At 61.1% G+C, this 25,156-nt stretch carries 21 protein-coding genes; 14 read left to right on the top strand and 7 right to left on the bottom strand.

Annotated elements, in window-relative coordinates:
- Window positions 1–75 precede the first annotated feature (75 nt).
- The 8 genes from ACOQOQ_RS03555 to ACOQOQ_RS03520 all read left to right on the top strand — a co-directional run bounded on the left by ACOQOQ_RS03555 (window position 76) and on the right by ACOQOQ_RS03520 (window position 9,112).
- Window positions 76–1,809, top strand: a complete 1,734-nt coding sequence (locus tag ACOQOQ_RS03555) for a heparinase II/III family protein (protein ID WP_420568766.1) — start codon at window positions 76–78, stop codon at window positions 1,807–1,809.
- A 21-nt stretch (window positions 1,810–1,830) separates the two neighbouring features.
- On the top strand, window positions 1,831–3,417 hold the full coding sequence (gene purH / locus ACOQOQ_RS03550; protein WP_420568765.1) for a bifunctional phosphoribosylaminoimidazolecarboxamide formyltransferase/IMP cyclohydrolase: 1,587 nt from the start codon (window positions 1,831–1,833) through the stop codon (window positions 3,415–3,417).
- A 120-nt stretch (window positions 3,418–3,537) separates the two neighbouring features.
- Window positions 3,538–4,008: a signal peptidase II gene (lspA, locus tag ACOQOQ_RS03545; protein WP_420568764.1), complete on the top strand. Its 471-nt coding sequence runs from the start codon at window positions 3,538–3,540 to the stop codon at window positions 4,006–4,008.
- Between the two features lie 52 nt (window positions 4,009–4,060).
- Window positions 4,061–4,573 (top strand): DUF3035 domain-containing protein, encoded by a 513-nt coding sequence (locus ACOQOQ_RS03540; RefSeq protein ID WP_420568763.1) that lies wholly within the window; start codon window positions 4,061–4,063, stop codon window positions 4,571–4,573.
- Window positions 4,574–4,662: 89 nt separating this feature from the next.
- Window positions 4,663–5,997 (top strand): M16 family metallopeptidase, encoded by a 1,335-nt coding sequence (locus tag ACOQOQ_RS03535; RefSeq protein ID WP_420568762.1) that lies wholly within the window; start codon window positions 4,663–4,665, stop codon window positions 5,995–5,997.
- On the top strand, window positions 5,994–7,304 hold the full coding sequence (locus ACOQOQ_RS03530; protein ID WP_420568761.1) for a M16 family metallopeptidase: 1,311 nt from the start codon (window positions 5,994–5,996) through the stop codon (window positions 7,302–7,304). The genes ACOQOQ_RS03535 and ACOQOQ_RS03530 overlap by 4 nt, the downstream gene beginning before the upstream one ends.
- A gap of 51 nt (window positions 7,305–7,355) precedes the next feature.
- The gene (locus ACOQOQ_RS03525) at window positions 7,356–8,465 is read left to right on the top strand and encodes a THUMP domain-containing class I SAM-dependent RNA methyltransferase (protein ID WP_420568760.1); all 1,110 of its coding nucleotides are present in this window, start codon (window positions 7,356–7,358) and stop codon (window positions 8,463–8,465) included.
- Window positions 8,466–8,569: 104 nt separating this feature from the next.
- Window positions 8,570–9,112: a VOC family protein gene (locus ACOQOQ_RS03520; protein ID WP_420568759.1), complete on the top strand. Its 543-nt coding sequence runs from the start codon at window positions 8,570–8,572 to the stop codon at window positions 9,110–9,112.
- 46 nt (window positions 9,113–9,158) lie between these two features.
- Here the strand turns inward: ACOQOQ_RS03520 and ACOQOQ_RS03515 are convergent, their stop codons facing one another.
- From ACOQOQ_RS03515 to ACOQOQ_RS03490, 6 genes are all read right to left on the bottom strand, one after another.
- Complete coding sequence (locus ACOQOQ_RS03515; protein ID WP_420568758.1) at window positions 9,159–11,495, bottom strand: aldehyde dehydrogenase family protein; 2,337 nt, start codon at window positions 11,493–11,495, stop codon at window positions 9,159–9,161.
- A 4-nt stretch (window positions 11,496–11,499) separates the two neighbouring features.
- Complete coding sequence (deoC, locus tag ACOQOQ_RS03510) at window positions 11,500–12,468, bottom strand: deoxyribose-phosphate aldolase (RefSeq protein WP_420569727.1); 969 nt, start codon at window positions 12,466–12,468, stop codon at window positions 11,500–11,502.
- Between the two features lie 92 nt (window positions 12,469–12,560).
- Window positions 12,561–13,250: a 2-dehydro-3-deoxygalactonokinase gene (locus ACOQOQ_RS03505; protein ID WP_420568757.1), complete on the bottom strand. Its 690-nt coding sequence runs from the start codon at window positions 13,248–13,250 to the stop codon at window positions 12,561–12,563.
- Window positions 13,251–13,285: 35 nt separating this feature from the next.
- A complete protein-coding gene (locus ACOQOQ_RS03500) occupies window positions 13,286–15,037 on the bottom strand; it encodes a SulP family inorganic anion transporter (RefSeq protein WP_420568756.1) in 1,752 nt (583 codons plus the stop codon).
- A gap of 24 nt (window positions 15,038–15,061) precedes the next feature.
- Window positions 15,062–16,735: a TIGR01244 family sulfur transferase gene (locus ACOQOQ_RS03495; protein ID WP_420568755.1), complete on the bottom strand. Its 1,674-nt coding sequence runs from the start codon at window positions 16,733–16,735 to the stop codon at window positions 15,062–15,064.
- Window positions 16,736–16,916: 181 nt separating this feature from the next.
- Window positions 16,917–18,266, bottom strand: a complete 1,350-nt coding sequence (locus ACOQOQ_RS03490; protein ID WP_420568754.1) for a uracil-xanthine permease family protein — start codon at window positions 18,264–18,266, stop codon at window positions 16,917–16,919.
- A 298-nt stretch (window positions 18,267–18,564) separates the two neighbouring features.
- On the opposite strand from ACOQOQ_RS03490, the gene smpB reads away from it, so the two are divergent.
- The 5 genes from smpB to ACOQOQ_RS03465 all read left to right on the top strand — a co-directional run bounded on the left by smpB (window position 18,565) and on the right by ACOQOQ_RS03465 (window position 22,045).
- Window positions 18,565–19,044 carry an SsrA-binding protein SmpB gene (smpB, locus tag ACOQOQ_RS03485; protein WP_420568753.1) on the top strand — a complete coding sequence of 160 codons (480 nt, stop codon included), beginning with the start codon at window positions 18,565–18,567 and terminating at the stop codon, window positions 19,042–19,044.
- A gap of 115 nt (window positions 19,045–19,159) precedes the next feature.
- Window positions 19,160–19,450: a hypothetical protein gene (locus tag ACOQOQ_RS03480; protein WP_420568752.1), complete on the top strand. Its 291-nt coding sequence runs from the start codon at window positions 19,160–19,162 to the stop codon at window positions 19,448–19,450.
- A 133-nt stretch (window positions 19,451–19,583) separates the two neighbouring features.
- The gene (gene sseA / locus ACOQOQ_RS03475; protein WP_420568751.1) at window positions 19,584–20,441 is read left to right on the top strand and encodes a 3-mercaptopyruvate sulfurtransferase; all 858 of its coding nucleotides are present in this window, start codon (window positions 19,584–19,586) and stop codon (window positions 20,439–20,441) included.
- Window position 20,442: 1 nt separating this feature from the next.
- A complete protein-coding gene (locus ACOQOQ_RS03470; RefSeq protein ID WP_420568750.1) occupies window positions 20,443–21,627 on the top strand; it encodes an aromatic amino acid transaminase in 1,185 nt (394 codons plus the stop codon).
- A gap of 211 nt (window positions 21,628–21,838) precedes the next feature.
- Window positions 21,839–22,045 carry a cold-shock protein gene (locus ACOQOQ_RS03465; RefSeq protein WP_420568749.1) on the top strand — a complete coding sequence of 69 codons (207 nt, stop codon included), beginning with the start codon at window positions 21,839–21,841 and terminating at the stop codon, window positions 22,043–22,045.
- Between the two features lie 70 nt (window positions 22,046–22,115).
- Here ACOQOQ_RS03465 and dapA read toward each other — a convergent pair whose 3' ends face one another.
- Window positions 22,116–22,988: a 4-hydroxy-tetrahydrodipicolinate synthase gene (gene dapA, locus ACOQOQ_RS03460; RefSeq protein WP_420568748.1), complete on the bottom strand. Its 873-nt coding sequence runs from the start codon at window positions 22,986–22,988 to the stop codon at window positions 22,116–22,118.
- A gap of 157 nt (window positions 22,989–23,145) precedes the next feature.
- Here dapA and ACOQOQ_RS03455 point away from each other — a divergent pair, with 157 nt between their 5' ends.
- On the top strand, window positions 23,146–25,089 hold the full coding sequence (locus ACOQOQ_RS03455; protein ID WP_420568747.1) for a lytic transglycosylase domain-containing protein: 1,944 nt from the start codon (window positions 23,146–23,148) through the stop codon (window positions 25,087–25,089).
- The last annotated feature ends 67 nt before the right edge of the window (window positions 25,090–25,156 follow it).

The raw sequence follows: 25,156 nt of genomic DNA, 5'->3' as shown, positions 1-25,156 counted from the left end.
CCATTCATCGGTGACAGGGCGCGCGGGTGAAGCTATTCTGTCTGCATCCCGCCGTCAGAGCGTGAGAGGCAGAGCATGTTCAAACCTGATCGGATGACAGCGCGGACGACGCGCTGGATGCACCGGCTGCACGCGCGGCTGGCCGGACGGGTGCGCCCTGCCACTGGCTTTGTCAGCCAGCCTGAACCCCGCACCATCGGCAGCTTTGCCCGTGGTCGGCAATTGCTGGCGGGGAATTTCCTGTTTGCGGGTCATTTGGTCGAAGCTCCGAAAACAATGCTGTGGGACATAGACCTGCCCGACGCTCCGTTCGAGGAAGAGCTGCACGGTTTCGTCTGGCTGGACGATCTGGCTGCGGTTGCTGACCACACAACGCGCGAACGGGCGCAGAATTGGCTGTTTGAATGGATCAACCGCTATGGTTCTGGCAAAGGTGCAGGCTGGAGCCCCGATCTGACCGGTCGCCGCATCATCCGCTGGATTCACCATGCCCTGTTCGTGCTGCGCGGTGCCGACAAGGACCAGTCGGACGGCTTTTTCCGCTCGCTTTCCAGGCAGACGGTTTTCCTGTCGCGGCGTTGGCATACCTGCTCGCCCGGGTTGCCCCGGTTCGAGGCGCTGACCGGGCTGATATATGCTGGCCTATCGCTTGAGGGGATGGATAGGCACGTGGACGGGGCCGTGCGGACCCTAGCCAGGGATTGCCAGTCGCAAGTGGATGCCGAAGGTGGCATTCCGACCCGAAATCCCGAAGAATTGCTTGAAGTGTTCACCCTGCTCACCTGGGCTGCTGCCGCGCTGATCGAGGCAGGCCGGCCCGTCCCCCCCGAGCTGCAGTCCGCAATCGAGAGGATCGCCCCGACCCTGCGGACCCTGCGCCATGCCGACGGCGGGTTGGCGCGTTTTCATGGCGGTGGGCGCGGTCTGGAGGGGCGTCTGGACACGGCATTGGCAGCTTCGGGGGTGAAAAACCGCTCGGCTGATGGGCTGGCCATGGGCTATGCGCGGCTGTCGGCGGGCCGAACTTCGGTGATCGTCGATGCCAGTGCACCGCCTGCCGGGCGGGCGTCGTACAACGCCCATGCCTCGACCCTTGCGTTCGAGCTGACCTCGGGGCGGCGGCCACTGGTTGTGAACTGCGGATCAGGCGCCATTTTCGGGGCCAAGTGGCGCAGGGCGGGTCGCGCAACCCCCAGCCATTCGACCCTGTGCCTGGATGGATATTCCAGTGCGCGTCTGGGTGGGCGGCGTGGTGGTGTGGATCTTTTGACCGACACGCCCAAGGAAGTCCCGATCGAGATCAGCCAAGCCCCGGATGGCGTGCGTTTCGAGGGCGGGCATGATGGCTATGGCAAACCTTATGGGCTGACCCATGCCCGCAAACTCGAGCTTACCTTTGACGGGCGCGGCATGGCCGGCGAGGACCTGCTGCTGACCGTGGACGACGCGGGCAAGCGCAGGTTCGATAAATCCCCGCAGATCGTGGCGCTGAAAGGCATCCCCTTCCACATCCGATTCCATCTGCACCCCGAGGTTGACGCGACGGTGGACATGGGCGGGACCTCGATCTCGCTTGCGCTGAAAAGCGGGGAATTGTGGCTGTTCCGGCACGAAGGGGTGGCCGAAATGACGCTCGAACCCTCAGTTTATCTGGAAAAAGGGCGTTTACGGCCCCGTGCGACCAAACAAATCGTTTTATCTGGGCGCGCGATGGACTATGCGACGCGCATCCGTTGGTCCCTGGCCAAGGCGCAGGATACCCCGATCAGTATCCGAGACCTGAACCGGGATGACCCGGACCTGACCTGAACAGATACAAAGAGCTGCCCTATGACTGACCTCTATCCCGTGCGCCGCGCGTTGATTTCCGTTTCCGATAAGACCGGCCTGACCGAGCTGGGCAAAGCCCTGGCCGCGCGCGGTGTGGAACTGCTGTCGACCGGCGGCTCGGCCAAGGCGCTGCGCGACGCGGGGCTTGAGGTGCGCGATGTGGCGGACGTCACCGGCTTCCCCGAAATGATGGACGGCCGTGTGAAAACGCTGCACCCCAAGGTCCACGGCGGCCTGCTGGCGCTGCGCGACAATGATGATCACGTCGCCGCCATGGATGAACATGACATCGGCGGCATCGACCTGCTGGTTGTGAACCTCTATCCGTTCGAGGCCGCCCTGGCCCGTGGTGCTGATTACGCCGAGATGATCGAAAACATCGACATCGGCGGCCCCGCCATGATCCGCGCCGCTGCGAAAAACCACGGGTTCGTCACCACTGTCGTGGATGTCGAAGACTACGACGCGCTGCTGGGTGAACTGGACGCCAATGACGGTCAGACCTCGTACGCGTTCCGTCAGAAGATGGCCCAGATCGCCTATGCCCGTACCGGCGCCTATGACGCTGCCGTTTCGACCTGGATGGCCGGTGCCATCGGTCAGGACACCCCGCGCCGCCGTGTCTTCGCAGGCGAGCTGGCCCAGACCCTGCGTTACGGTGAAAACCCGCACCAGTCCGCGGCCTTCTACAAAGACGGCAGCAGTCGTGCCGGTGTGTCCACCGCGCAGCAGCATCAGGGCAAAGAGCTGTCCTATAACAACATCAACGACACCGACGCCGCGTTCGAACTGGTCGCCGAATTCGGCACCGACGCGCCTGCCTGTGCGATCATCAAACACGCCAACCCCTGCGGCGTGGCCTCGGGCGCAACCCTGGCCGAAGCCTACAGCCGTGCATTCGACTGTGACCGGACCTCGGCCTTTGGTGGGATCATCGCGCTGAACCAGACGCTGGACGGGGCCACCGCGGAAGAGATCGCCAAGATCTTCACCGAGGTTGTCATCGCCCCTGAGGCCACCGACGAGGCCAAGGCCGTGTTTGCCGCCAAGAAAAACCTGCGTCTGCTGACCACTGGGGCACTGCCCGAGCCGAAATCGGTGATCACCACCTATCGTCAGGTTGCTGGTGGTTTCCTGGTGCAGGGCAAGGACAACGGCGCGATCACCCTGGACGACCTGAAGGTCGTGACCGAACGCCAGCCTACGCAACAGGAACTGACCGACCTGCTGTTCGCCTGGAAAGTGGCCAAGCACGTCAAATCCAACGCCATCATCTATGTCAAAGACGGTGCCACCGTCGGCGTCGGCGCAGGCCAGATGAGCCGCGTGGACAGCACCCGTATCGCTGCCCGCAAAGCCGAGGACATGGCCGAAGCGATGGGTCTGGACGCCCCGCTGACGCAAGGCTCGGTTGTGGCATCGGATGCGTTCTTCCCGTTTGCTGACGGTCTGATCACCGCAGCCGAGGCCGGCGCGACCGCGATTATCCAGCCGGGCGGCTCCATGCGCGACCAAGAGGTCATCGACGCCGCAAACGAGCGTGGTCTGGCCATGGTCTTTACCGGGATGCGCCATTTCCGCCACTAAGCAGGCATCACGAAAACGTATCCACACTAACCATTCCGGCGGGTTCATGCTAAACTCGCCGGAAAGGCATTTCTGAGACCCGGAAAACGGGTCCGTAACGGGGCAGAATAGGGCAGGCAAATGAGGCTGGTTTTCTGGGCAGGCTTCTGGACATTCATACTGGACCAAGCCAGCAAGTACCTGGTCGTGCATATGCTGGATCTGCGCACGCTGGGCGAACTGGACGTGGTACCGCCCCTGCTGAACCTTCGAATGGCATGGAATACGGGCGTTAACTTCGGTCTTTTTTCCGAACACGGAGACCTGCTTCGCTGGGCGCTGATCGTTCTGGCCCTGCTGATCGCGGGCTCGGTTCTGTGGTGGGTTTATCGCGACCCACCGAACAAGCTGGGCATGGCTTCGGCCGGGTTGCTAATTGGCGGGGCGCTGGGAAATGTCGTGGATCGTGTCCTTTATGGCGCTGTGGCCGATTTTCTGAACATGTCCTGCTGTGGTTTTGATAACCCCTATGCGTTCAACGTGGCCGATATCGCGATCTTTGTCGGCGCTTTTGGGCTTATCATGTGGGGCGGGGCGAAAAAGCCCTCGTGACCTTGGCCGAAGGATCGGCTAATGCTGGGTCGGAACGAACTGGAGGGTGGTGATGCGACTGTCGCGCGCGGTGATCTTGGTGGCAATTACGGCCCTTGCGGGTTGCAGTAACAGTGGCAAATTGCGCGACCTGCGTTCGTTCACGGGTGGGCCGGATGAATTCTTGGTTGCTCCTAGCAAGGAATTGACGCTGCCTGGCGACTATTCCCAACTGCCTGCGCCCACTCCTGGTGGTGTGAACCGCACTGATCAAGACCCCAAAGCTGATGCCGTGGCCGCGCTGGGCGGCAAACGTTCTGCGCTGGTTGCGACGGGTGTTCCCGCGACGGATGGTGCATTGGTCAATCACGTGGCTCGGAATGGCGTTTCGCCGACGATCCGCGCCGATCTGGCCGAGGAAGACGCGGCCTTCCGCAAGCGGCAGGCGCGATTCACCAACATCCGTCTGGTGCGTGTGGACCGCTATAACCAAGCCTATCGCCGTTTTCGTTTGGATGCCCGTAAGGAAGCCGCCCGTTGGCGCGCAGTTGGCATTCCGACCCCTTCGGCCCCCTATAGTCGCTAAATCTCACATCCGCGTCATGGGACCCGCCATTGGGCTTGAAGCCCTGACCAAGCGGCGTATCTTGCTGTGAAACCAACAGGAGAACGCCCATGATCCGTCTTGCCGTCGCCGCCTTGGCGACCCTGGTATTGACTTCACCCCTGCGCGCAGCCGAGCAGGTGACGGACTTTATGCTGGATAATGGAATGCAGGTCGTGGTGATCGAGGATCACCGTGCGCCCGTGGTGGTGCATATGGTCTGGTACCGCGCAGGCTCGGCCGATGAACCGCCGGGCCAGTCCGGCGTCGCGCATTTTCTTGAGCATCTTTTGTTCAAAGGCACCGATACCTTGGCGCCGGGCGAGTTTTCGGCCACCGTTGCCAAGAATGGCGGCACGGACAACGCTTTTACCAGCTATGATTACACCGCCTATTACCAGCGTGTCGCGGCTGACCGCTTGCCCCTGATGATGCGGATGGAATCCGACCGGATGAAGAATCTCCGCCTGTCCGAATCCGACATCGTCACCGAACGCGACGTGATCCTGGAAGAGCGGAACATGCGCGTGGAAAACAACCCCTCGGCGCTGTACCGCGAGCAGAAGAACGCGGTGCAATACCTGAACCATCGTTACGGCGTTCCGGTCATCGGCTGGAAACACGAGATGGAAGAGTTGAGCCTTGAGGACGCTTTGTCCTATTACGGCACCTATTATTCCCCCAACAACGCCATTTTGATTGTTGCCGGGGATGTGCAGCCAGACGAGGTTCTGGCCCTTGCGCAAGAACACTATGGCAAGATCCCCGCAAACCCCGATCTGCCGAACGAGCGGTATCGCAGCAGCGAGCCGCCCCAAACCGCCGAACGCCGCCTGACTTTCCGCGACGCCCGCGTCGCGCAGCCCTATGTCAGCCGGTCCTACATGGCCCCTGAACGCGACAGTGGCGCGCAAGAGGACGCCGCGGCCCTGACCATCCTGGCCGAGGTGCTGGGCGGCAGCACGACCTCGATCCTGGCCGAAAAGTTGCAGCACGAGGACAAGACCGCGCTTTACACTGCTGCCTATTACCGCGGTGGCTCGCTTGACGATACGACCTTTGATGTGATCGTCGTTCCCGCCCCCGGCGTGACCCTGCAACAGGCCGAGGACGCCATGGACGAGGTGTTACTGGACCTGATGGAGAACGGAATCGACAACGAACGGCTGGAGCGGGTGAAAATGCAGATCCGCGCCTCGCAGATCTATGCCCTGGACAACACCGAGGGATTGGCCAACCGCTATGGCCGCGCGCTTACACAGGGGCTGACCATCCGCGACGTGCAGGACTGGCCGCATGTGCTGCAGGACGTGACGGCTCTGGATGTTCTGTCGGCGGCCCGCATGGTCTTTGACCGCAAACAATCCGTCACTGGCTGGCTGATGAACGAGGAGGTGGGCCAATGATCCTGCGTACGGTTTTTGCCCTTGTTGTCAGTGTGATCGCTCTGCCCGCCTGGGCCGAGGTGAATATCCAAGAGGTCCGCTCGGACGGCGGTTTCACCGCTTGGCTGGTCGAGGACCACTCGATCCCATTTACGGCGCTGGAACTGCGATTTCGCGGTGGCGCCGTGCTGGACGAACCCGGAAAGAAAGGCGCCACCAACCTGATGGTCGGCTTGCTGGAGGAAGGCGCTGGTGATTTGGATGCCCGTGGTTTTGCCACCGCCACCGAAAGCCTGGCCGCGCGTTTTTCCTACAGCGTGTCAGATGACTTCGTCAGCATTTCGGCCGAGTTTCTGACCGAGAACGCAGATCAGGCCGTGGCACTGCTGCGTGACAGCCTGGTTGCCCCACGGTTCGATGAAGAAGCGGTTGAACGAGTGCGTCAGCAGGTCATCTCGGGGATCACATCCGATCAGAAAAGCCCACGTGACCTGGCCAGTCAGGCGCTGCGGCGGTTGATTTACGGTGATCATCCCTATGCCCAGTCCAAGGACGGCACTTTGGAGAGCGTCTCCGCCCTGACCCGCGCCGATCTGGTCACCGCGCATCAAAACGCGTTGGTGCAGGACAGGCTGTATATCGCCGCCGTTGGGGACATCACGCCTGACCAGCTGTCTGCGCTGATGGATAAACTGTTCATCGGGCTGCCAAAATCCGGCCCCGCGCTGCCCGGACCGGCCCAGCTGAACTTTCCGGGCGGTGCTCATGTTGAAAACTTCGAGACCCCTCAATCGGTGGTGCTGTTCGCCCAGCCCGGAATGGATCGCGAGGATCCGGACTTTTTCGCCGCATATATCCTGGACTTGATCCTGGGCGGCGGCGGGTTCGAAAGCCGCCTGATGACCGAGGTGCGTGAAAAGCGTGGCCTGACCTATGGCGTTTACAGCTATCTGGTCGACAAGGCGTCAGCGCAGCTGTGGATGGGTTCGGTCGCATCGGGCAACGACCGGGTCGGACAGGCGATCGAGGTTATCCGCGAAGAATGGCAGAAACTAGCCGAGCTTGGCGTTTCGGAAACCGAACTGGCGAATGCCAAGACCTATCTGACCGGGGCCTATCCGCTGCGGTTCGATGGCAACAGCACGATTGCGAACATCATGGTGTCCATGCAAACGGACAACATGCCAATCGACTATATCGCTACGCGGAATGACAAGGTGAATGCCGTCACGCTTGAGGACGTGAATCGCGTCGCCAAGCGCTTGCTGGACCCTCAGGCGCTGACCTTTGTCGTGGTGGGGCAACCCAAGGGGCTGATGGCGAACTGATCGGGGTAAAATCCGGTCGCTGTGCCGGCGCGAATGGTCTATGGCTGGGCCATGACTGATCGTTTTGAAATTTTTCTTGTGGCCACTCCGGGGCTGGAAGCCCCCCTGTGCGCCGAGGCCCAAGACGTCGGGTTTGCCGATGCTGCCGTGGTGCCGGGTGGTGTGACCCTTCAGGGTGGCTGGCCCGAGGTGTGGCGCGCCAACCTGATGCTGCGCGGGGCCACACGGGTGTTGGCGCGGATCGGCTCGTTTCGGGCGTTCCACCTTGCCCAGCTGGACAAACGGTCAAAGAAATTCGACTGGGGCGCTGTGCTGCGTGCGGACATGCCCGTGCGGGTCGAGGTGACGTGCAAAAAATCCAAGATCTATCACGCAGGCGCTGCGGCTCAGCGGATCGAGGGCGGTCTGACCGCCGCTGGCCTGACCGTGGCGCCGGACGCCCGGATGGTGATCAAGACCCGGATCGACGACAATCTGGTCACCTTCAGCGTCGATACCTCGGGTGAAAGTCTGCACAAACGTGGCCACAAAGAAGCGGTCAACAAGGCCCCCATGCGCGAGACTATGGCGGCGATGATCCTGCGCGAATGTGGCTACACCGAAGGAGAGCCGGTTCTGGATCCGATGTGCGGCTCGGGCACTTTCGTGATCGAAGCGGCCGAGATGGCCGCAGGTCTTGCCCCTGGCCGGACACGCAGTTTTGCGTTCGAACAGCTGGCCAGTTTCGACGCGAACGCCTGGGCTCAGTTGAAGTCGCAGGCGGCGCCCGAACCCTCTGACCCGTTGCAGCGTTACCATGGCTCCGACCGTGACGCGGGCGCGATCCGCATGAGCCAGGCCAATGCCGAGCGCGCGGGCGTGGCTGAATGGACTGATTTCCAGATGAAATCCATTGGTGACATCACCCCGCCTGACGGCCCCGCAGGGCTGGTGATCGTCAACCCGCCCTATGGTGCGCGGATCGGGAACAAGAAGCCCTTGTTCGGATTGTATGGGGCCATGGGCGCGGTTCTGAAAGAACGGTTCAAGGGCTGGCGCGTGGGCATCGTGACCTCGGATAATGCGCTGGCCAAGGCCACCGCGCTGCCCTTTGTGAACCCGGGGCCAACCATTGCGCATGGTGGTCTGAAAATCCGGTTGTTCCGCACCGATCCCCTTTAGGATGGTTTCTCTTTTCGGAAGATCGTCAAAAAAATGCGTTGATGGTTACAAATGTAACAATTATCCCCTCTCTCAACAGTCATCACACCCCGAGGAGAGGCCACATGAAAATCGAACAAATCCACCACGTCGCATATCGCTGTAAGGACGCGAAACAGACCGTCGAATGGTATCGCGACATGCTGAACATGGATTTCATCCTGGCAATTGCCGAGGATCACGTGCCCTCGACCCACGAGCCTGATCCCTACATGCACGTGTTCCTGGATGCGGGTATGGGCAACGTTCTGGCGTTCTTTGAACTGCCCACCAAGCCGGAAATGGGCCGCGATGAAAACACGCCTGTCTGGGTGCAGCACATTGCTTTCAAAGTAAAAGACCGTGATGAACTGGTTGCCTTCAAGGAAAACCTGGAGGCCAAGGGCGTCGAGGTTCTGGGGGTCACGGACCACTCGATTTTCCACTCGATCTATTTCTTTGATCCGAATGGTCACCGTATCGAGCTTGCCAGCCCCGATCCCGAAGAAGACGCGATGCTGGAGCGTCTGAACGAGGTAAAATGGGACATGCTGGAGGAATGGTCGCGCACCAAAAAGGCCCCCAAACACGCCGAATGGATGCACAAGAAAGAGCTGTCAGACGTCTAAGCGTCATTGTTCCGAATACCGAAGCCAGCCCTGAAACGGGCTGGCTTTATCCTTCGCCGTAGGGCACCCAGATCGTTTTCACCTCGGTCGCGGCATTCAGGAAGGTTTGCGCATCTGCCTTACCCCAATCACGCACCTGACCGTTATTGACCCAGGTGCGTTTCAGGTTCCCGGCGCTGGCGGCCTCGATCTGGGCGGAGAGGTCAGCGGACGAAAAACTCCACACCGCATCCACATCCATATGTTTCGCCAGCGTGTCGGCCAGATCACTGGCGGGACCGGTCAGGATGTTCACCACGCCTGCAGGCACGTCCGAGGTGTCCAGCACCTGATAGAAATCAGTCGCGGCCAGCGGAAAGGCCTGGCTGGCGGTCAGAACCACGCGGTTGCCCATCGCAATCGCCGGCGCCATCGTGGACACCAGCCCCAGCAGCGGCGCTTCGTCCGGGCAGATCACACCGATCACGCCGACAGGTTCGCGCATCGCCATCGCCGCTCCGCGCAGGGGCACGGGTTTCACTGCCCCGTCGAATTTGTCCGCCCAGGCGGCATTGGTGAACAGCCGGCTGATGGCGGCGTCGACCTCTTTGTGCCCTTGCCGCCCTCCGACCATCGCATCAATCCGGGCGGCAAATTCATCGGCGCGCGCGCTGAGGTTCTCCCCGATGTAAAACAGGATCTGAGCCCGAAGATGCGCCGTTGCCTTGGCCCAACCGGCAGCCCCGCGTGCGGCTTCGACCGCGTTGCGCACGTCCTTGCGGCTGGCAATCGGAACTTGACCCAGCAGCTTACCGGATTTGCTGTAGACCGATTTGGAATACCCCCCATCGGGCCGTGCCTGTTTGCCCCCGATATAGAGCTTGGGTGTGCGGTCCAGCCCCTCGGGGCCAGCACTGCCTTCGTGTGGCAGGATCGGGGACAAGGTCTTGGGTTTGCCGCTGGGTTTGGTATAGGCGCGCAGGCCTTCCCAGCCACCTTCACGGCCGAACCCGCTTTCGCGGACGCCCCCGAAACCGACGGCGGCGTCGAACAGGTTGGTGGCGTTCACCCAGACCACGCCCGCGATCAATTTCGGAGCGATATCCAGCGCAAGGTTCACATTTTCCGTCCAGACCGTCGCGGCCAGCCCATAGCGAGTGTTGTTGGCCAGCTGCACCGCCTCGGCCGGAGTGCGGAAGGTGCAGGACACCAAAACCGGACCGAAAATCTCGTCCTGCATCAGGGGATGCGCGGGTGTCAGGCCGGTAATCAGCGTCGGAGGATAGAAACAGCCCTCGGGCAGGTCCGTGTCGGCGCGAAAGATCTCTCCGTCCTCGCAGCTGTCCACCATGTCAGTGATTATTTGCAACTGCACAGGGTCCACCACGGCGCCCACGTCGATGCATTTGTCCAGCGGGTTGCCAATGCGCAGCGTGGCCATGCGGGCGCGGAGCTTATCATGGAACCGATCAGCAATGCCTTCTTGGACCAGCAGGCGGGAACCGGCGCAGCAGACCTGCCCCTGATTGAACCAAATGGCGTCCACCAGCCCTTCGATCGCCGAGTCGATATCCGCGTCATCGAACACGATATACGGGGATTTCCCGCCCAGCTCGAGCGTCAGGGCCTTGCCGCTGCCCGCCGTGGCGGTGCGGATCTGGCGGCCCACCTCGGTCGAGCCGGTGAAGGCGATTTTGTCGATATCCGGGTGCGCGGTGATCATCTGCCCCACGGCCCCGTCGCCGGTGATGATGTTCACGACCCCTTTGGGCAGACCGGCCTGACGGCAGATATCAGCGAACAGCAGCGCGGTCAGCGAGGTATACTCGGCCGGTTTCAGTACCACCGTGTTCCCCATGGCCAGTGCGGGCGCGACCTTCCACGCCAGCATCAACAGGGGGAAGTTCCACGGGATGATCTGACCGCAAACGCCGATGGGCGCGCGACCGGGCAACTCGTCCTCCATCAGCTGGGCCATGCCAGCGTGGTAATAGAAATGTCGCTGGGCCAGCGGGATGTCGATGTCGCGCGCTTCACGGATGGGTTTGCCGTTGTCCAACGTCTCAAGCACCGCGAACAGGCGGGCGTGTTTTTGCAGCAGCCGCGCCAAGGCATAGAGGTATTTTGCACGCCTGTGGCCGCCCAGTTTGGCCCATTTGCCCTGCGCCCTGCGGGCAGCGGCAACGGCGGCATCCACATCCGCTTGGGTGGCTTGGGTCAGCGTGGCCAGCGTTTCCCCGGTTGCGGGATTTTTTGACAAAAACCCATCGCCCGGTTCCGTGAATTCCCCGTCGATGAAATGGCCAAACCGGTCGCCCTGATCAATCAGCCAAGCCAGCGCGTCGGCGGCGCTTTCGGGGGCGGGGCCATAGTCCATACTTTCGAAAATATCTTTGACAGTCATGTGTTTAGCCCATTGGATGGCGGTACGAGGCGGAGTAGGCGCCGGTGACGTGGTGTTCCAGCTGACGTTCGATATCGCCCAGCAGGGACGAGGCGCCATACCGGAACAGGTCGGGTTGCAGCCAGCGGGTTCCCAGCTCTTCTTTGATCAGCGACAGATAAACCAGCGCGTCCTTCGCCTTGGAGATTCCGCCAGCTGGTTTGTACCCCACGCGGATGCCGGTACGCTGGTAATAGTCGCGGATCGCGCGGATCATCACCAGGCTAACGGGCAGAGTGGCGTTGATGCTTTCCTTACCAGTCGAGGTCTTGATGAAATCAGCCCCGGCCATCATGCAGACAAGCGATGCCCGCGCGACATTGCGCAGGCTGCCCAGCTCTCCGGTGGCGAGGATCGCTTTGACATGGGCATCACCGCAGGCGGCGCGGAAGGCCTGCATTTCGTCATACAGCGCCCGCCAATTGCCGGTCAGAACGTGGCGGCGCGAGATCACGATGTCGATCTCGTGTGCGCCGGCCTTTACGCTTTCCTCGATCTCGGCGATTCGCAGGTGCAGGGGCGACAGGCCAGCGGGAAAGCCCGTGGACACGGCAGCGACGGGGATATTGGTCCCCTCCAGCGCGGCGACGGCGGGGGCGACCATTTCGTGGTAAACGCAGACGGCCCCGGTGGTCAGGCCCTCCATTCCCAGCGCATTCAGAATGTCGGGGCGTACGGGTTGGCGGGCCTTGGCGCACAGCCGGGCAACGCGGCCAGCAGTGTCATCGCCCGACAGGGTGGTCAGGTCGATACAGGTGATGGCCTTACACAGCCACGCGGCCTGATAGTCCTTTTTCACACTGCGGCGGCCGGGCAGGGTGGCCGCGCGGCGCTCAATCGCCGAGGTATTGGCCTGCGCAGAACGGACCCACTCCAGATCCAGTTCCATCCCCGGATTGCGCGGTTCCGTCACCTGCGGCAGGTGAGTTTGCATCAGCTGGGTGTCGGTCTGCACCGTTGCCTCCCGTTACGGTTTCGCGGGCAGGGTGGCACGGGTGCGGGGCGCTGACAAGGCGGCGCGTGGGGTCAGGTTTGCGCACTGCGCAGCACGTACAGGCCGCGCGCGCTGGGATCATCGTGTTTGGAACAGGGAACGCCTTGGGCGGTCAGCCCAGCAGCATAGGATTGCGCCAGCGCTTGCGGGCCGATCAGCGCAACCTGCTGGCCCAGCCACCACGCGCGCGCGGCCCCCAGTTCGGCGCCGATCATGTGGCCGGTCTGGGCTGCGGGATTGTGCTCAGCGGCCGCCAGATGCGCCGCCAGACGTTCAGGCCGTGACAGGGTTTCGGCGGTAGCCTCGGCGTCCGCCGTTGCTGGTGCCGCCATGGCTGCGATCAAACGCGGAGTCAGAAAGGCCTGAAACCCTACCAGTTCACGGGCCGACAGAAGACACCAATAGGAGTGGGTTTCCGTCAGCAGCAGCACGACACCGTCCCAATCGGGGTGCTCGTCCTGAAAGCCCAGCAATTGCAGCCGCAAAGGCGCGGGCAGGCGCGAGGCACCGTCGATCATATCCAGAAAGGCGCCCTCGGGCAGCAGTTTTGCCGGCACTTTCTGCGTGGCGCGGGCGGGGGCGACGACGAACACGTCTGCCTCGCCCAGTTGCGCCAGAACCGCGTCTGTCGACAGGCCCGAGGCCGGGGTGATGCTGTCAGAGCCAAACCGCCACCCACGGGCGCCGGTCTGGTCTTCGATGATGCCGATCCAATCACTCATGCCCCGCAGATACGCCTTGCGGGGCATAGGGTCAATTATTGTGCGGCCAGCGGGTTCGGCTTGGTCAGTTTGACCACCGCGTCGTACTGGGCCAGAAACACCTCGCCAGTCAGCGCGTCCAAAAAGTGGCTGCGTTTCAGGCGGTCCATCACGGGCCCCTTGACCTCGGTCAGGTGCAAGGTGATGCCCAGATCGTCCAAGCGTTGGTTGATCTCTTCCAGACTTTCCAGCGCGGACATGTCGATTTCATTCACGGCCGAGCACATCAGGACCACATGCTTGATCGGCTCTTCGCAGGCGATGCGGTCAAAGATGTAATCCTCGAGGAAACGGGCATTGGCGAAATACAGGCTTTCGTCGATGCGCAGGGTCACGATTTCCGGATGGGTCGTCACCTCGTGCCGCAGGATATTGCGGAAGTGCTGCGTGCCGGGGACCAGTCCGACCTCGGCCACGTGAGGACGCGAGGTTTTATACAGGAACAGCCCGATCGACAGGATCACACCGGCGGACACGCCCATTTCGACACCAAAACCCAGTGTCAGGAAAATGGTCGCGGCCACTGCGGTGAAATCCACCTTCGAGTAGGTCCAGGTCTTCTGCAGGATAGTGAAATCAACCAAGGACAGAACGGCCACGATGATGGTGGCGGCCAGCGTGGCCTTGGGCAGGAAGAACAACAATGGTGTCAGCAGCAGCGCGGCCAGCAGAATGCCGACTGCGGTGAAGGCCCCCGCAGCTGGCGTTTCGGCGCCTGCATCAAAATTCACGACCGAGCGCGCAAAGCCGCCGGTAACCGGATAGCCGCCCGACATGGCGGCCGCGATGTTGGACGCACCCAGACCCACCAGCTCTTGATCAGGTACGATGCGCTGGCGTTTCTTGGCGGCCAGGGTCTGCGCGACAGAGACAGATTCAACAAACCCAATGATGGAAATCAAAACGGCGGACATGGCCAGCTGCGACCACAGCTCCATATCGAACGAAGGCATGGTCAGCGGCGGCAGGCCCATCGGCACGTCGCCCACGATTTTTACGCCCTTGTCTTGCAAGCCAAACACCCAGGTTACCAGGATGGTCACGGCCACTGCGCCCACGGGGCCGGCCTTGGCAAGGATATCCGCCAGACGCGGGTGCATCCCAAAGCTAAGTAGCAGAGGCTTCAACCCCTTGCGCACCCAGAACAGGAACGCGACCGAGCTAAGCCCGATGGCCAGCGTATAGGGGTTCACCAGGTTTTGATTGCGGAACAGATCGCCCCAAATCTCGATGATCGTGTGCCCGCTGGCATCCACGCCGATGATGTGTTTCAGCTGCGAGCTGGCAATCAGCACGCCCGAGGCCGTGATGAAGCCCGCGATCACCGGGTGCGACAGGAAATTGGCCAGGAAACCCAGTCGGAAAACGCCCATCACCAGCAGCATTACGCCCGAAATAAAGGCCAGCGTGATCGCGGCCATGGCATATTCCGCCGTTCCCTGCAGCGCCAGATTGCCTACGGCGGCGGCGGTCATCAGCGACACAACGGCCACCGGCCCCACGGCCAGCGCGCGGCTGGTCCCGAAAATGGCATAGGCCACCAGCGGCAGGATCGAGGCATACAGCCCCATTTCCGCTGGCAGTCCCGCCAGCAGCGCATAGGCCAGCGATTGCGGAATCAACATGATGGTCACGATGACGGCGGCCACCAGGTCGCTGGTCATCATGTCCTTGTCATAGGTTTTCGACCATTGAAGGATCGGCAGATGCCGTTCCAGCTGGGCGCGTTTCAGTTTGAGCAGACGCATAAGAGGGGTCCTTTGCTGCGGCGCTTAGCGGGCCGAGACTTTTTCAGGTTTCGCCAGCCATTCCTTGCCGCGCAGCATGGCTTTCCAATAAACGGGCGGCAGGATCTGCTCTTTAAGTATCCATGCGGCGCGGGTGGGTTTGGTGCCGTCCAGCAACCATTTCGGGAACGAGGGCAGCAGCGCGCCGCCATAGCCGAATTCGGCCAGAACGATCTTGCCACGTTCCACCGTCAGCGGGCACGAGCCATAGCCGTTGTAGATCGCCGTCGGGGATTTGCCGTCGATGTCATCGACCAGGTTTTCGGCCACAATAGGCGCCTGCATCCGCGCGGCGGCAGCGGTTTTGGCGTTGGGTGCGTTCATCACGTCGCCAAGCGACCAGATGTTGTCATACTGCGTGTGGCGCAGGGTTGCCTGGTCCACATCCACCCATCCCGCGGCATCGGCCAAGGGCGAGACGCGGATGAAATCGGGCGCGACCTGCGGCGGGCAGACATGCATCATGTCGAACTCGACCTCGACCCGTTCGACCGGAGTGTCAGGCTTGGCTACGTCAAACGAAGCCTTCTTCGCAGGGCCATCCACGGCCACAAGATTGTGGAAGAAGTTCAGCTTGGCGTCGTATTTTTCAACATATTTTTCCAGCGCGGGGACGTAGTCTTTGACCCCGAACAGAACGCCGCCCGCATTCATGAAGTTCACGTCGATATTGCTGATCGCGCCGTTCTTGAACCAGTGGTCACTGGACAGATACATCGCTTTTTGCGGCGCACCGGCGCATTTGATCGGCATGGGGGGCTGCGTGAACAGCGCGCGCCCGGATTTCAGGCCCTTGACCAGCTCCCATGTATAAGGCGCCAGATCATAGCGGTAGTTCGAGGTCACGCCGTTCTTGCCCAGCGTTTCGACCAGACCCTCGACCTGGTTCCAGTCCAGTTTCAGACCCGGACAGACGACCAGACGGTCGTATTTCACCACACGGCAGCCATCCAAAATGACGGCATTGTCTGCCGGTTCAAACGCGGCGACGGCGGATTTGATCCAATGCACGCCACTGGGGATCAGGCTGCCCATGGTTTTCGCGGTGGTCTGAGCGTCGAACACGCCGCCACCGACCATCGTCCAGCCGGGTTGATAATAGTGGATGTCCGCCGGGTCCAGAATGGCGATGTCCAGATCGGATTTGCGCGCCTTCAGGCTGGCGGCCACGGCGATGCCTGCAGCGCCGCCGCCCACGATCACCACGTCGAACTTGGCGTCACCTTCGTCGGTGGGAGTCTTACCGCCATTCACGATGCGGCGCACCACGCCTGCCATGTCATAACCAGCGGCTTTGGTCGCCTCGAGGATTTCCGAGGTCGGTTTCTCACCCGCCACGGCCAGCGACCACAGCGTGGTCGAGCGTGTCCCCGTGCGGCAATAGGCCAGTGTCGGGCCGGGCAGTTCAATCAGGGCCAGACCAAAGTCGTCTGCGTCCTCGTCCAGTACCTTGCCGGCGACGATCGGCAAATAACGGGTCTGCAGGCCGGCGGCCTGCGCGGCTGCGTCGATCTCGTCAAAAGTGGGCTGGTCAGCGGCTTCGCCATCCGGGCGGTTGCAGATGATCGACCGAAACCCGGCAGCGGCCAGCGCGGGGATATCCTCGGGGGTGATCTGTTCGGCGACAGACAGTTCTGCGGAGATTTTCTTGGGGTCCATGCGGAGGTGTCCTTTTGACGGGAGTCAGGATGCTTGCAAACATATAGAGTAATATGAATGTATAATTCAATGACTCTGGGCTGAATATTCTCGATTCAAGCGAAATATCTTCCAAAAAGAAAGGGCCCGCTGGAATAGCGGACCCTTTCACAGTGTTTTCTAGTGAATTTAGAGGCTGGTGTCAGTCCAGCTCTTCTGGCAGCACAAGGTTCAGAATGATCGACAGGCCAGCCGCTGGCAGCAGCCCGCTGGTCAGCAGGATCTGCGCGGTTTTCGGCATGTGCTGCAGAGCGGTCGGCACCAGTTGCAGGCCGAAACCAACCGACAGCGAGATCGCAAAGATCACCATGTTGCGGCGGTTCCATTTGACCTCGGACAGCATGTTGATACCGGCTGCGGCAACCATGCCGAACATGACGATCACACCGCCACCCAGCACGTTGATCGGCACGGTCGAGACGATGGCCCCGAATTTGGGGATCAACCCGCACAGGATCAGGAAAATCGCGCCGATGGTGACGACGTGACGGCTCATGACGCCGGTGATGCTGATCAGCCCGACGTTCTGGCTGAACGAGGTGTTGGGCAGGCCGCCGAACACGCCTGCGATGGCAGACCCCAGACCGTCCGCATAGGTCGCGCCCGAGATTTCCTTGTCCGTTGCCTCGCGGCCAGCGCCACCTTTGGTGATGCCGCTGACGTCACCCACGGTTTCGATGGCCGAAATGAAGGCCATGAAGCACATGCCGATGATCACGGCCGAGTTGAACTCGATCCCCCACTTAAAAGGCATCGGCAGGGCAAAAACGGCGGCGCGGCCGATGTTGCCAAAGTTCACCTGCCCCATGGCCAGCGCGACCAGATAGCCAGCAACCAGGCCGATCAGAACGGCTGCGACCGAGGTCAGCCCCTTAGTGAAAAACTTGAAACCCAGCGTAACGATGATCACCACCAGCGCAGGGGTCCACATGGCCAACGAGCCGAATTCGGGCTTGCCCATCAGCGGCACGCCGCCTGCAGCGTACTGGATACCGACCTTGACCAGCGACAGGCCGATCATCAGTACGATCAGGCCAGTGACCAGTGGCGGCAGGGCGAAACGGATCTTGCCGATTACCGTCCCCAAGAAGAAGTGGAAGATGCCTCCGATCACGATGCCTGTCATAAGTCCGGCCAGACCCGCTGTGCCTTGGCCCGCAACGGCGGGGATCATCACGGGCAGGAACGCGAACGAGGTCCCCTGCACGATCGGCAGACGTGCACCCACGGGGCCCATGCCGATAGATTGGAACAGCGTGGCGATGCCGGCGAACAGCATCGACATCTGAATCATGTAGATCAGGTTCGGAAAATCCGGGCTGTTCGAGCCGAAGCCAAAACCCGCCGCGCCCGCGACGATAATCGCCGGGGTCACGTTGCTGGCAAACATGGCCAATACGTGCTGAATGCCCAGCGGTACGGCCTTGGCCATCGGCGGCGTATAATTCGGATCCTTTAACTGGTCCGGAGTTCCTAGTGTGGTGTCAGTCATCCCTCGCTCCTGTGCAGGTGATCCCCTTGTTGGCCGGGGATTGATTGGTTTTGCAGACGCGCAGCCCGCGTAAGGGCCTGGAACGACCCTCAGTTCTTATGCAAAATGTTGTACGGCAGAAAAGTGCCGGGGCATTTTCAATTATTTTTTGAAGCACTTTAGCAGAAGGCCTGACGCAGGGGCGTGCCTAAGCAAGGGGCGCTGACAATTGCGGGTGCCTGATTAACGGGCGATCTGTGCGCCGAGCGATATGATCGGCCAATATGGACAGCGCCCCACGAGCGCGATAGGAGAGCGCATGGCCAAGCAAAACCAGAAATCAGACCCCAACTATAAGATCGTCGCCGAGAACCGTCGCGCGCGCTTTGACTATGCGATTGACGAGGATCTGGAATGCGGTGTGGTGTTGATGGGCTCCGAGGTGAAATCCCTGCGGGAAAACTCGGCCAATATCGCGGAAAGCTATGCCTCGGTCGAGGATGGCGAGCTTTGGCTGATCAACAGCTATATCGCCCCTTATGAACAGGCCAAAACCTGGAAGCACGAGGAACGCCGCAAGCGTAAGCTGCTGGTGTCGAAGAAAGAGCTGTCGCGCCTGTGGAACGCCACCCAGCGCAAGGGCATGACCCTTGTGCCGCTGGTGATGTACTTCAACCACAAGGGTCTGGCCAAGCTGAAGATCGGTATCGCCAAGGGTAAAAAGCACCACGACAAGCGCGCCACCGAGGCCAAGCGCGACTGGAACCGTCAGAAGCAGCGCCTGCTGAAAGATCACTGACGCCTTTCGCGGATTTTTCCCCTGACTTGTGTCCCGCCCCAGCGGATAGCGTTTGGCTGTCAGGGTACGGGTGGCCCGAAACCAAACACATAACGCCCGCATGGAAGGAAATCTTATGGAACTTCTGATCAGTCTGATCGCAGGGGCTGTCGGTGGCAATGTTGCTGGCGGAGTGATGAAGAACGCCAGCCTGGGTACACTGGGCAATTCGCTGGCCGGAATTCTGGGCGGGGGCCTGGGTGGTCAGGTCCTCTCGATGCTGGGTGCTGGCAGCATGGCCGGAATGGCCGGCAGCGCAGGCGGGTTGGATATCGGCGCGATCATCGGTCAGGTCGCCTCGGGCGGCGTTGGCGGCGGCGTGGTGATGGTTGTCATCGGCCTGCTGAAAAAGGCCTTGGCCAAGTAAGGCGCATCCGTAAACCAGCGCGTAACATTTCTATGAAAAACATGTCCGGTGCGGCCTTTTGAGGGGGCGTGCCGGGCTTGCCTAAGGCCCCCCTGCATTGTAGGCAGGGCAGAGCGGACAAATGGGGGCTCAAATGGCACTGGACGATCCCAAAACACTCGTTTCGACTGACTGGCTTGCAGCGCACAGCAAGGATCCGGACCTGCGGATTCTGGATGCCTCGATGTTTCTGCCGGGCACTGATCGTGATGCCAGGGCCGAATACGATCAGCAGCATATCCCCAATGCCCGTTTCTTTGATATTGATGACGTGAGCGATCACCGTTCAGACCTGCCGCATATGGTGCCCCCGGTTGAAAAATTCATGTCCCGCATGCGGGCCCTTGGCGTGGGCGACGGTCACCAGGTGGTGGTGTATGACAGCCAGGGCATTTTCTCGGCGCCGCGTGTGTGGTGGATGTTCAAGCTCATGGGGCAGGACAATATCGCCGTGCTGGATGGTGGTCTGCCCAAATGGATCGCCGAGGGCCGCGAGATCGAAGACTTGCCGCCCATCATCCGTGACCGTCACATGACCGTCCGCCGTCAGGCGCATATGGTCAAGGATGTCACGCAGGTGTCTTCGGCGGCCAAGCTGGGTGACTATGTTATCGTCGATGCGCGCTCGCCGGCGCGGTTCACCGGCGAGGCAGAAGAGCCTCGCGCCGGTTTGCGCTCGGGTCATATCCCCGGTGCGCGCAATGTCTACTATGCGGATCTTCAGAACGAAGATTGCACGATGAAATCCCCCGAGGAGTGCCGCGCCTTGTTCGAGGCCGCCGGCGTTGATCTGTCCAAGCCGATCATCACCTCGTGCGGGTCCGGCGTGACTGCCGCCGTGCTCTGCCTTGCGCTCGAGCGTATGGGGAAAAGCGATTACGCTATTTATGACGGGTCGTGGTCTGAGTGGGGGGCGTTCCCCACCTTGCCCGTCGCAACCGGAGAGGCCTGAAATGTTCGGTAACCTGAAAACCCAACCCGCTGACAAAATCCTGATGCTTATGCAGCTGTTCAAGGATGATCCGCGCCCTACCAAGATCGATCTGGGCGTTGGTGTCTACAAAAACGCAAAGGGTGAGACGCCGATTATGCGCGCGGTGAAGGCTGCGGAAAAACAGCTTTGGGAACAGGAAACCAGTAAATCCTACGTGGCGCTGGCGGGTGATCCCGGTTTTGCCGATGCGATGATCAACCTGGTGCTGGGAAACGCGGTTGATCGCGGCAATGTCTCGGCTGCGGCGACCCCTGGTGGAACCGGCGCCTGCCGTCAGGCGTTCGAGATGGCCCGCATGGCCAACCCCGATGTGCGCGTGTTCGTTTCCAACCCGACCTGGCCGAACCACCTGTCGATCCTGAAACATCTGGGCATCGAAACCGTCACCTATCGCTATTTCGACAATGGAACCCGTGGTGTCGACTTCGAAGGTATGCTGGAAGATCTGGCTCAGGCCAAACCCGGTGATCTGGTGCTGCTGCACGGCTGCTGCCACAACCCTACCGGCGCCAACCTGAACCTGGCTCAGTGGCAGGCCGTTGTGGACGTGTTGCTGAAAACCGGCGCGACCCCGATGATCGACATTGCCTATCAGGGCTTTGGTGACGGTCTGGAGGAAGACGCTGCAGCGACCCGTCTGGTGGCCTCGTCCGTGCCGGAAATGCTGATCGCGGCCAGTTGTTCCAAGAACTTCGGTGTCTACCGCGAGCGGACCGGCATCCTGATGGCGGTCACTGCGGACAAGGGCCTTAGCACCCTGACACAGGGCACGCTGGCCTATCTGAACCGCCAGAACTATTCGTTCCCGCCGGATCACGGCGCGCGTCTGGTGACGATGATCCTGAACGACGATGCCCTGCGCGCTGATTGGGCGGCCGAGCTGGAAGAGGTTCGCCTGTCCATGCTGGGGCTGCGTCAACAGCTGGCGGATGAGCTGCGGAAGCTGACTGGCTCGGACCAGTTCGGATTCATCGCCCAGCACCGTGGTATGTTCTCGCGTCTGGGGGTCTCGCCCGAGGTCGTGAGCCAACTGCGCGATGATCATGCAATCTATGCGGTAGGTGATTCCCGGATCAACATTGCCGGCCTGAACAAGGAAACCGTGCCCGCGCTGGCCAAAGCCCTGCACAAGTGCGGCGTATAAGTTTCTGAAATTATGTGAAAAGAGCGGGTCTTTGTGCCCGCTCTTTGTCTTTAAGCTTGATGTTATGCGGGGATGGCCCCATATCTTCTGGGCTTACGTTATCTATCTCGACCTACTGTTTCCTGCTTCAGCGGCGTTCAGTCTTCGATACAGACCGACTACGCCGGGCAGTCGCACCTACGCGGACTGCATAATCACAGGAGACTACGGAATGGCCACTGGCACCGTAAAATGGTTCAACACCACCAAAGGATATGGCTTCATCGCACCCGACGGCGGCAGCAAAGATGTGTTCGTGCACATCTCGGCTGTCGAGCGTTCGGGTCTGACCGGGCTGCAAGACGGTCAGAAGGTGACTTTTGATCTGCAAGAAGGCCGCGACGGTCGCGAATCGGCGATCAATCTGTCGGCTGAATAATTCGGCTCTATCGCTGAAACGAAAACGCGGCCCATTGGGCCGCGTTTTTTTGTTAAAGATCAGCGTTGGCTTAGATCAGGCCGGCGTGTTTCATAGCGGCATCAATCTGGGCCTTGGTGCTGTCCAGCAGACCGGTCAGCGGTAGGCGAACCTCTTCGCTGCACAGATCCAGTTTGGACATGGCGTATTTAACGCCTACCAGGCCGGGCTCGACAAAGATTGCCTCGTGCAGGGGCATCAGTTTGTCCTGATAGTCCAGCGCTTTCGCATAGTCGCCAGCCAATGTTGCGGCCTGGAACTCGGCGCACAGACGCGGCGCAACGTTCGCGGTGACCGAGATGCAGCCAACGCCGCCATGGGCGTTGAACCCCAGAGCGGTACCGTCCTCGCCGGACATCTGACAGAAATCAGGACCACAGGTGCGGCGCTGCTGGCTGACACGGTTCAGATCACCAGTGGCGTCTTTGACGCCCACGATACGAGGCAGCTTGGCCAGCTCCCCCATGGTTTCGGGCGTCATGTCGATGACCGAGCGTCCAGGGATGTTGTAGATGATGATCGGCAGCTCGCAACAGTCATGCAGCGCGGTGTAATGTGCGATCAGGCCCCGTTGCGTGGGCTTGTTGTAATAGGGCGTCACGACCAGCGCAGCATCAGCGCCGACTTTCTCGGCGTGTTGGATCAGGCGGATGCCCTCCAGCGTATTGTTGCTGCCAGCACCGGCAATCACGGGCACGCGGCCCGCGGCAGCCTTGACCACTTCTTCGACCACGGTCTCGTGTTCGCGATGGGTCAGGGTGGGGCTTTCGCCGGTGGTGCCGACGGGGACGAATCCATTGGTGCCTTCACCGATGTGCCACTCGATCAGCTTCTTGAGCGTCTCCAGATCCAGCTCGCCGTTCTTGAACGGCGTGACCAGGGCGGGAAAAGACCCTTTAAACATGACACGCTCCTTTCGCGTTGAGGCGGGTAGAGACCCGGAGAAAAAACAGGCAACCCTTCGCGCAAACCGGGAAACTGCCATCTTCGTGATTTGCAGGCGGTATGGCGCGGGATTAAGCTTGGGTTGTCTATCCTCTGTTCCTTCACAAAGGCAAGAGATGTTCCGCGATTTTGCCCTGTTTTTAGTCATTTGCCTGTCTGTTTCCCCCGGTTTTGCCGAGGGTCCGAAACCGCTTGCCAGCGCTTTGTCGGCAGCGCGCGACGGGAATTGGCAGAACGCTGCTGCCATCGCCGAGCGTGCGGGCCCGGCCGCCCTGAGCCTGATTTCATGGACCAGGCTGCGCAGTGGCGAGGGCACGCTGCCCGAAGTACTTTCGTTTCTGAAAAACCATCCTGACTGGCCCGGACTGGCATTGATGCGCAAGCGGGCCGAGGCCGGACTGGAGCAGGCAGACCCGACCCAGGTGCAGGCGTTGTTCAAGTTCGGACCGCCCCAGACCGGGGCGGGAGTGTTGGCATTGGCCCAAACGATGCAGGCGCAGGGGCAATCCCCTGACACGATGCTAATCAAGGCCTGGCAGGAAATGGATCTGGACGCAGATTCGCACAAGGCGTTGATCGCGCAATACGAAGCGCTTTTGCGACCCCATCACGAGGCCCGCCTGGACATGGCTCTGTGGCGCAATTTGCGCGGGGATGCGGCCTTGATGTTACCGCTGGTCGATGACGGCTGGCAGGCGCTGGCCAAAGCGCGCATGGGGCTGCGAAAACAGGCCAAGGGCGTGGACGGGCTGATCAGCGCTGTGCCCGCGCGACTGCGTGACGACCCCGGCTTGGCCTACGAAAGGTTTCAATGGCGCGTCCGCAAGGGACGTACGTCGGACGCGGCAAAGCTTGTAATCTCGCAAAGTCGTTCCGCATCGGCTCTGGGGCAACCGGCCCGCTGGGCAGGCTGGCGCCGGTATCTGGTCCGCGATCTGATGCGGGACGGTCAGTATCTTCAAGCCTACCAGGTTGCTCACGCTCATTTCATGACCCCCGCTGATGGCTATGGCTATGCGGATCTTGAATGGCTTTCGGGGTATCTGTCTGTCCGCTATCTGAACGAGCCCCAACGCGCACTGGACCATTTCCAGCGCTTCCGTTCTGCGGTTGAAACACCCATCTCTCTGGGCCGTGCCGGGTACTGGATTGGGCGCGCGCAAGAGGCCATGGGCAATGCCGAGGCCGCCCAGGCCGCCTATGCCGAGGGCGCACAGTACCAGACCAGTTTCTATGGCCTTCTTGCAGCGGAACGGGGCGGCGTGCCCTTTGATGAAAGCCTGGCGGGCGGACAAACCCCCGCCGATTGGCGGCAGGCCAGCTTTGCCCGTTCGGGCGTGTTTCAGGCCGGAATACTGGCCCTGAACGCTGGCGAATTGTCCCTGGCTGAACAGTTCTTCCGCCACCTGGCCGCCGGGCTGGATGCTGAAGGGGTGGCCCAGTTGGGGCAGATGGCCATTGATCTGAAAGAGCCGCACCTGCAGGTGATGATCGCCAAAACGGCCGCGCAGACCGGAGTGACCTTGCCGGGACCGTATTACGCCCTGCACCCGATGCAGCGTCTGAACCTGCCCGTTCCGATGGAACTGGCCCTGTCCATCGCCCGCCGCGAAAGCGAGTTTGATCCACAGGTGATCAGCGGCGCCGGGGCGCAGGGTCTGATGCAGCTGATGCCCGGCACCGCGCGGCAGGTCGCCCAAGGTCTGGGGGTTGAACATGAGCCCGCCAAAGTCCTGAGCGATTGGGGTTATAACGCCATTCTTGGCAGCACTTACCTGCAAACCCTGGCCGAGAAATTTGACGGGAATATCGTCATGATTTCAGCGGGTTACAATGCCGGACCCGGTCGCCCTGAGCAATGGATTGAACGGTTCGGAGACCCGCGAAACGGCAATGTCGACGTGATCGACTGGATCGAGAAAATCCCATTCACCGAGACGCAGAACTATGTGATGCGCGTGGCGGAATCGCTGCCTGTTTATCGCGCTCGGTTGGGAAAGGCGCCCCACCCTGTGCCGTTCAGCGCCGAGCTGACGGGCGCGACGATCCCCGTTCAGTGATTTCTCAAGGTGTCGTTAACCAGAATCAGGGTCTTCTGTCACGGCAGTCCCGCCGACGGTAAGCATC

Origin of the sequence: Thalassovita sp., from assembly GCF_965218685.1 — a bacterium.
GTDB lineage: Bacteria > Pseudomonadota > Alphaproteobacteria > Rhodobacterales > Rhodobacteraceae > Thalassobius.
The sequence above is the reverse complement of the archived record's forward strand: the minus strand, read 5'-3'. Positions and strand labels throughout refer to the sequence as shown.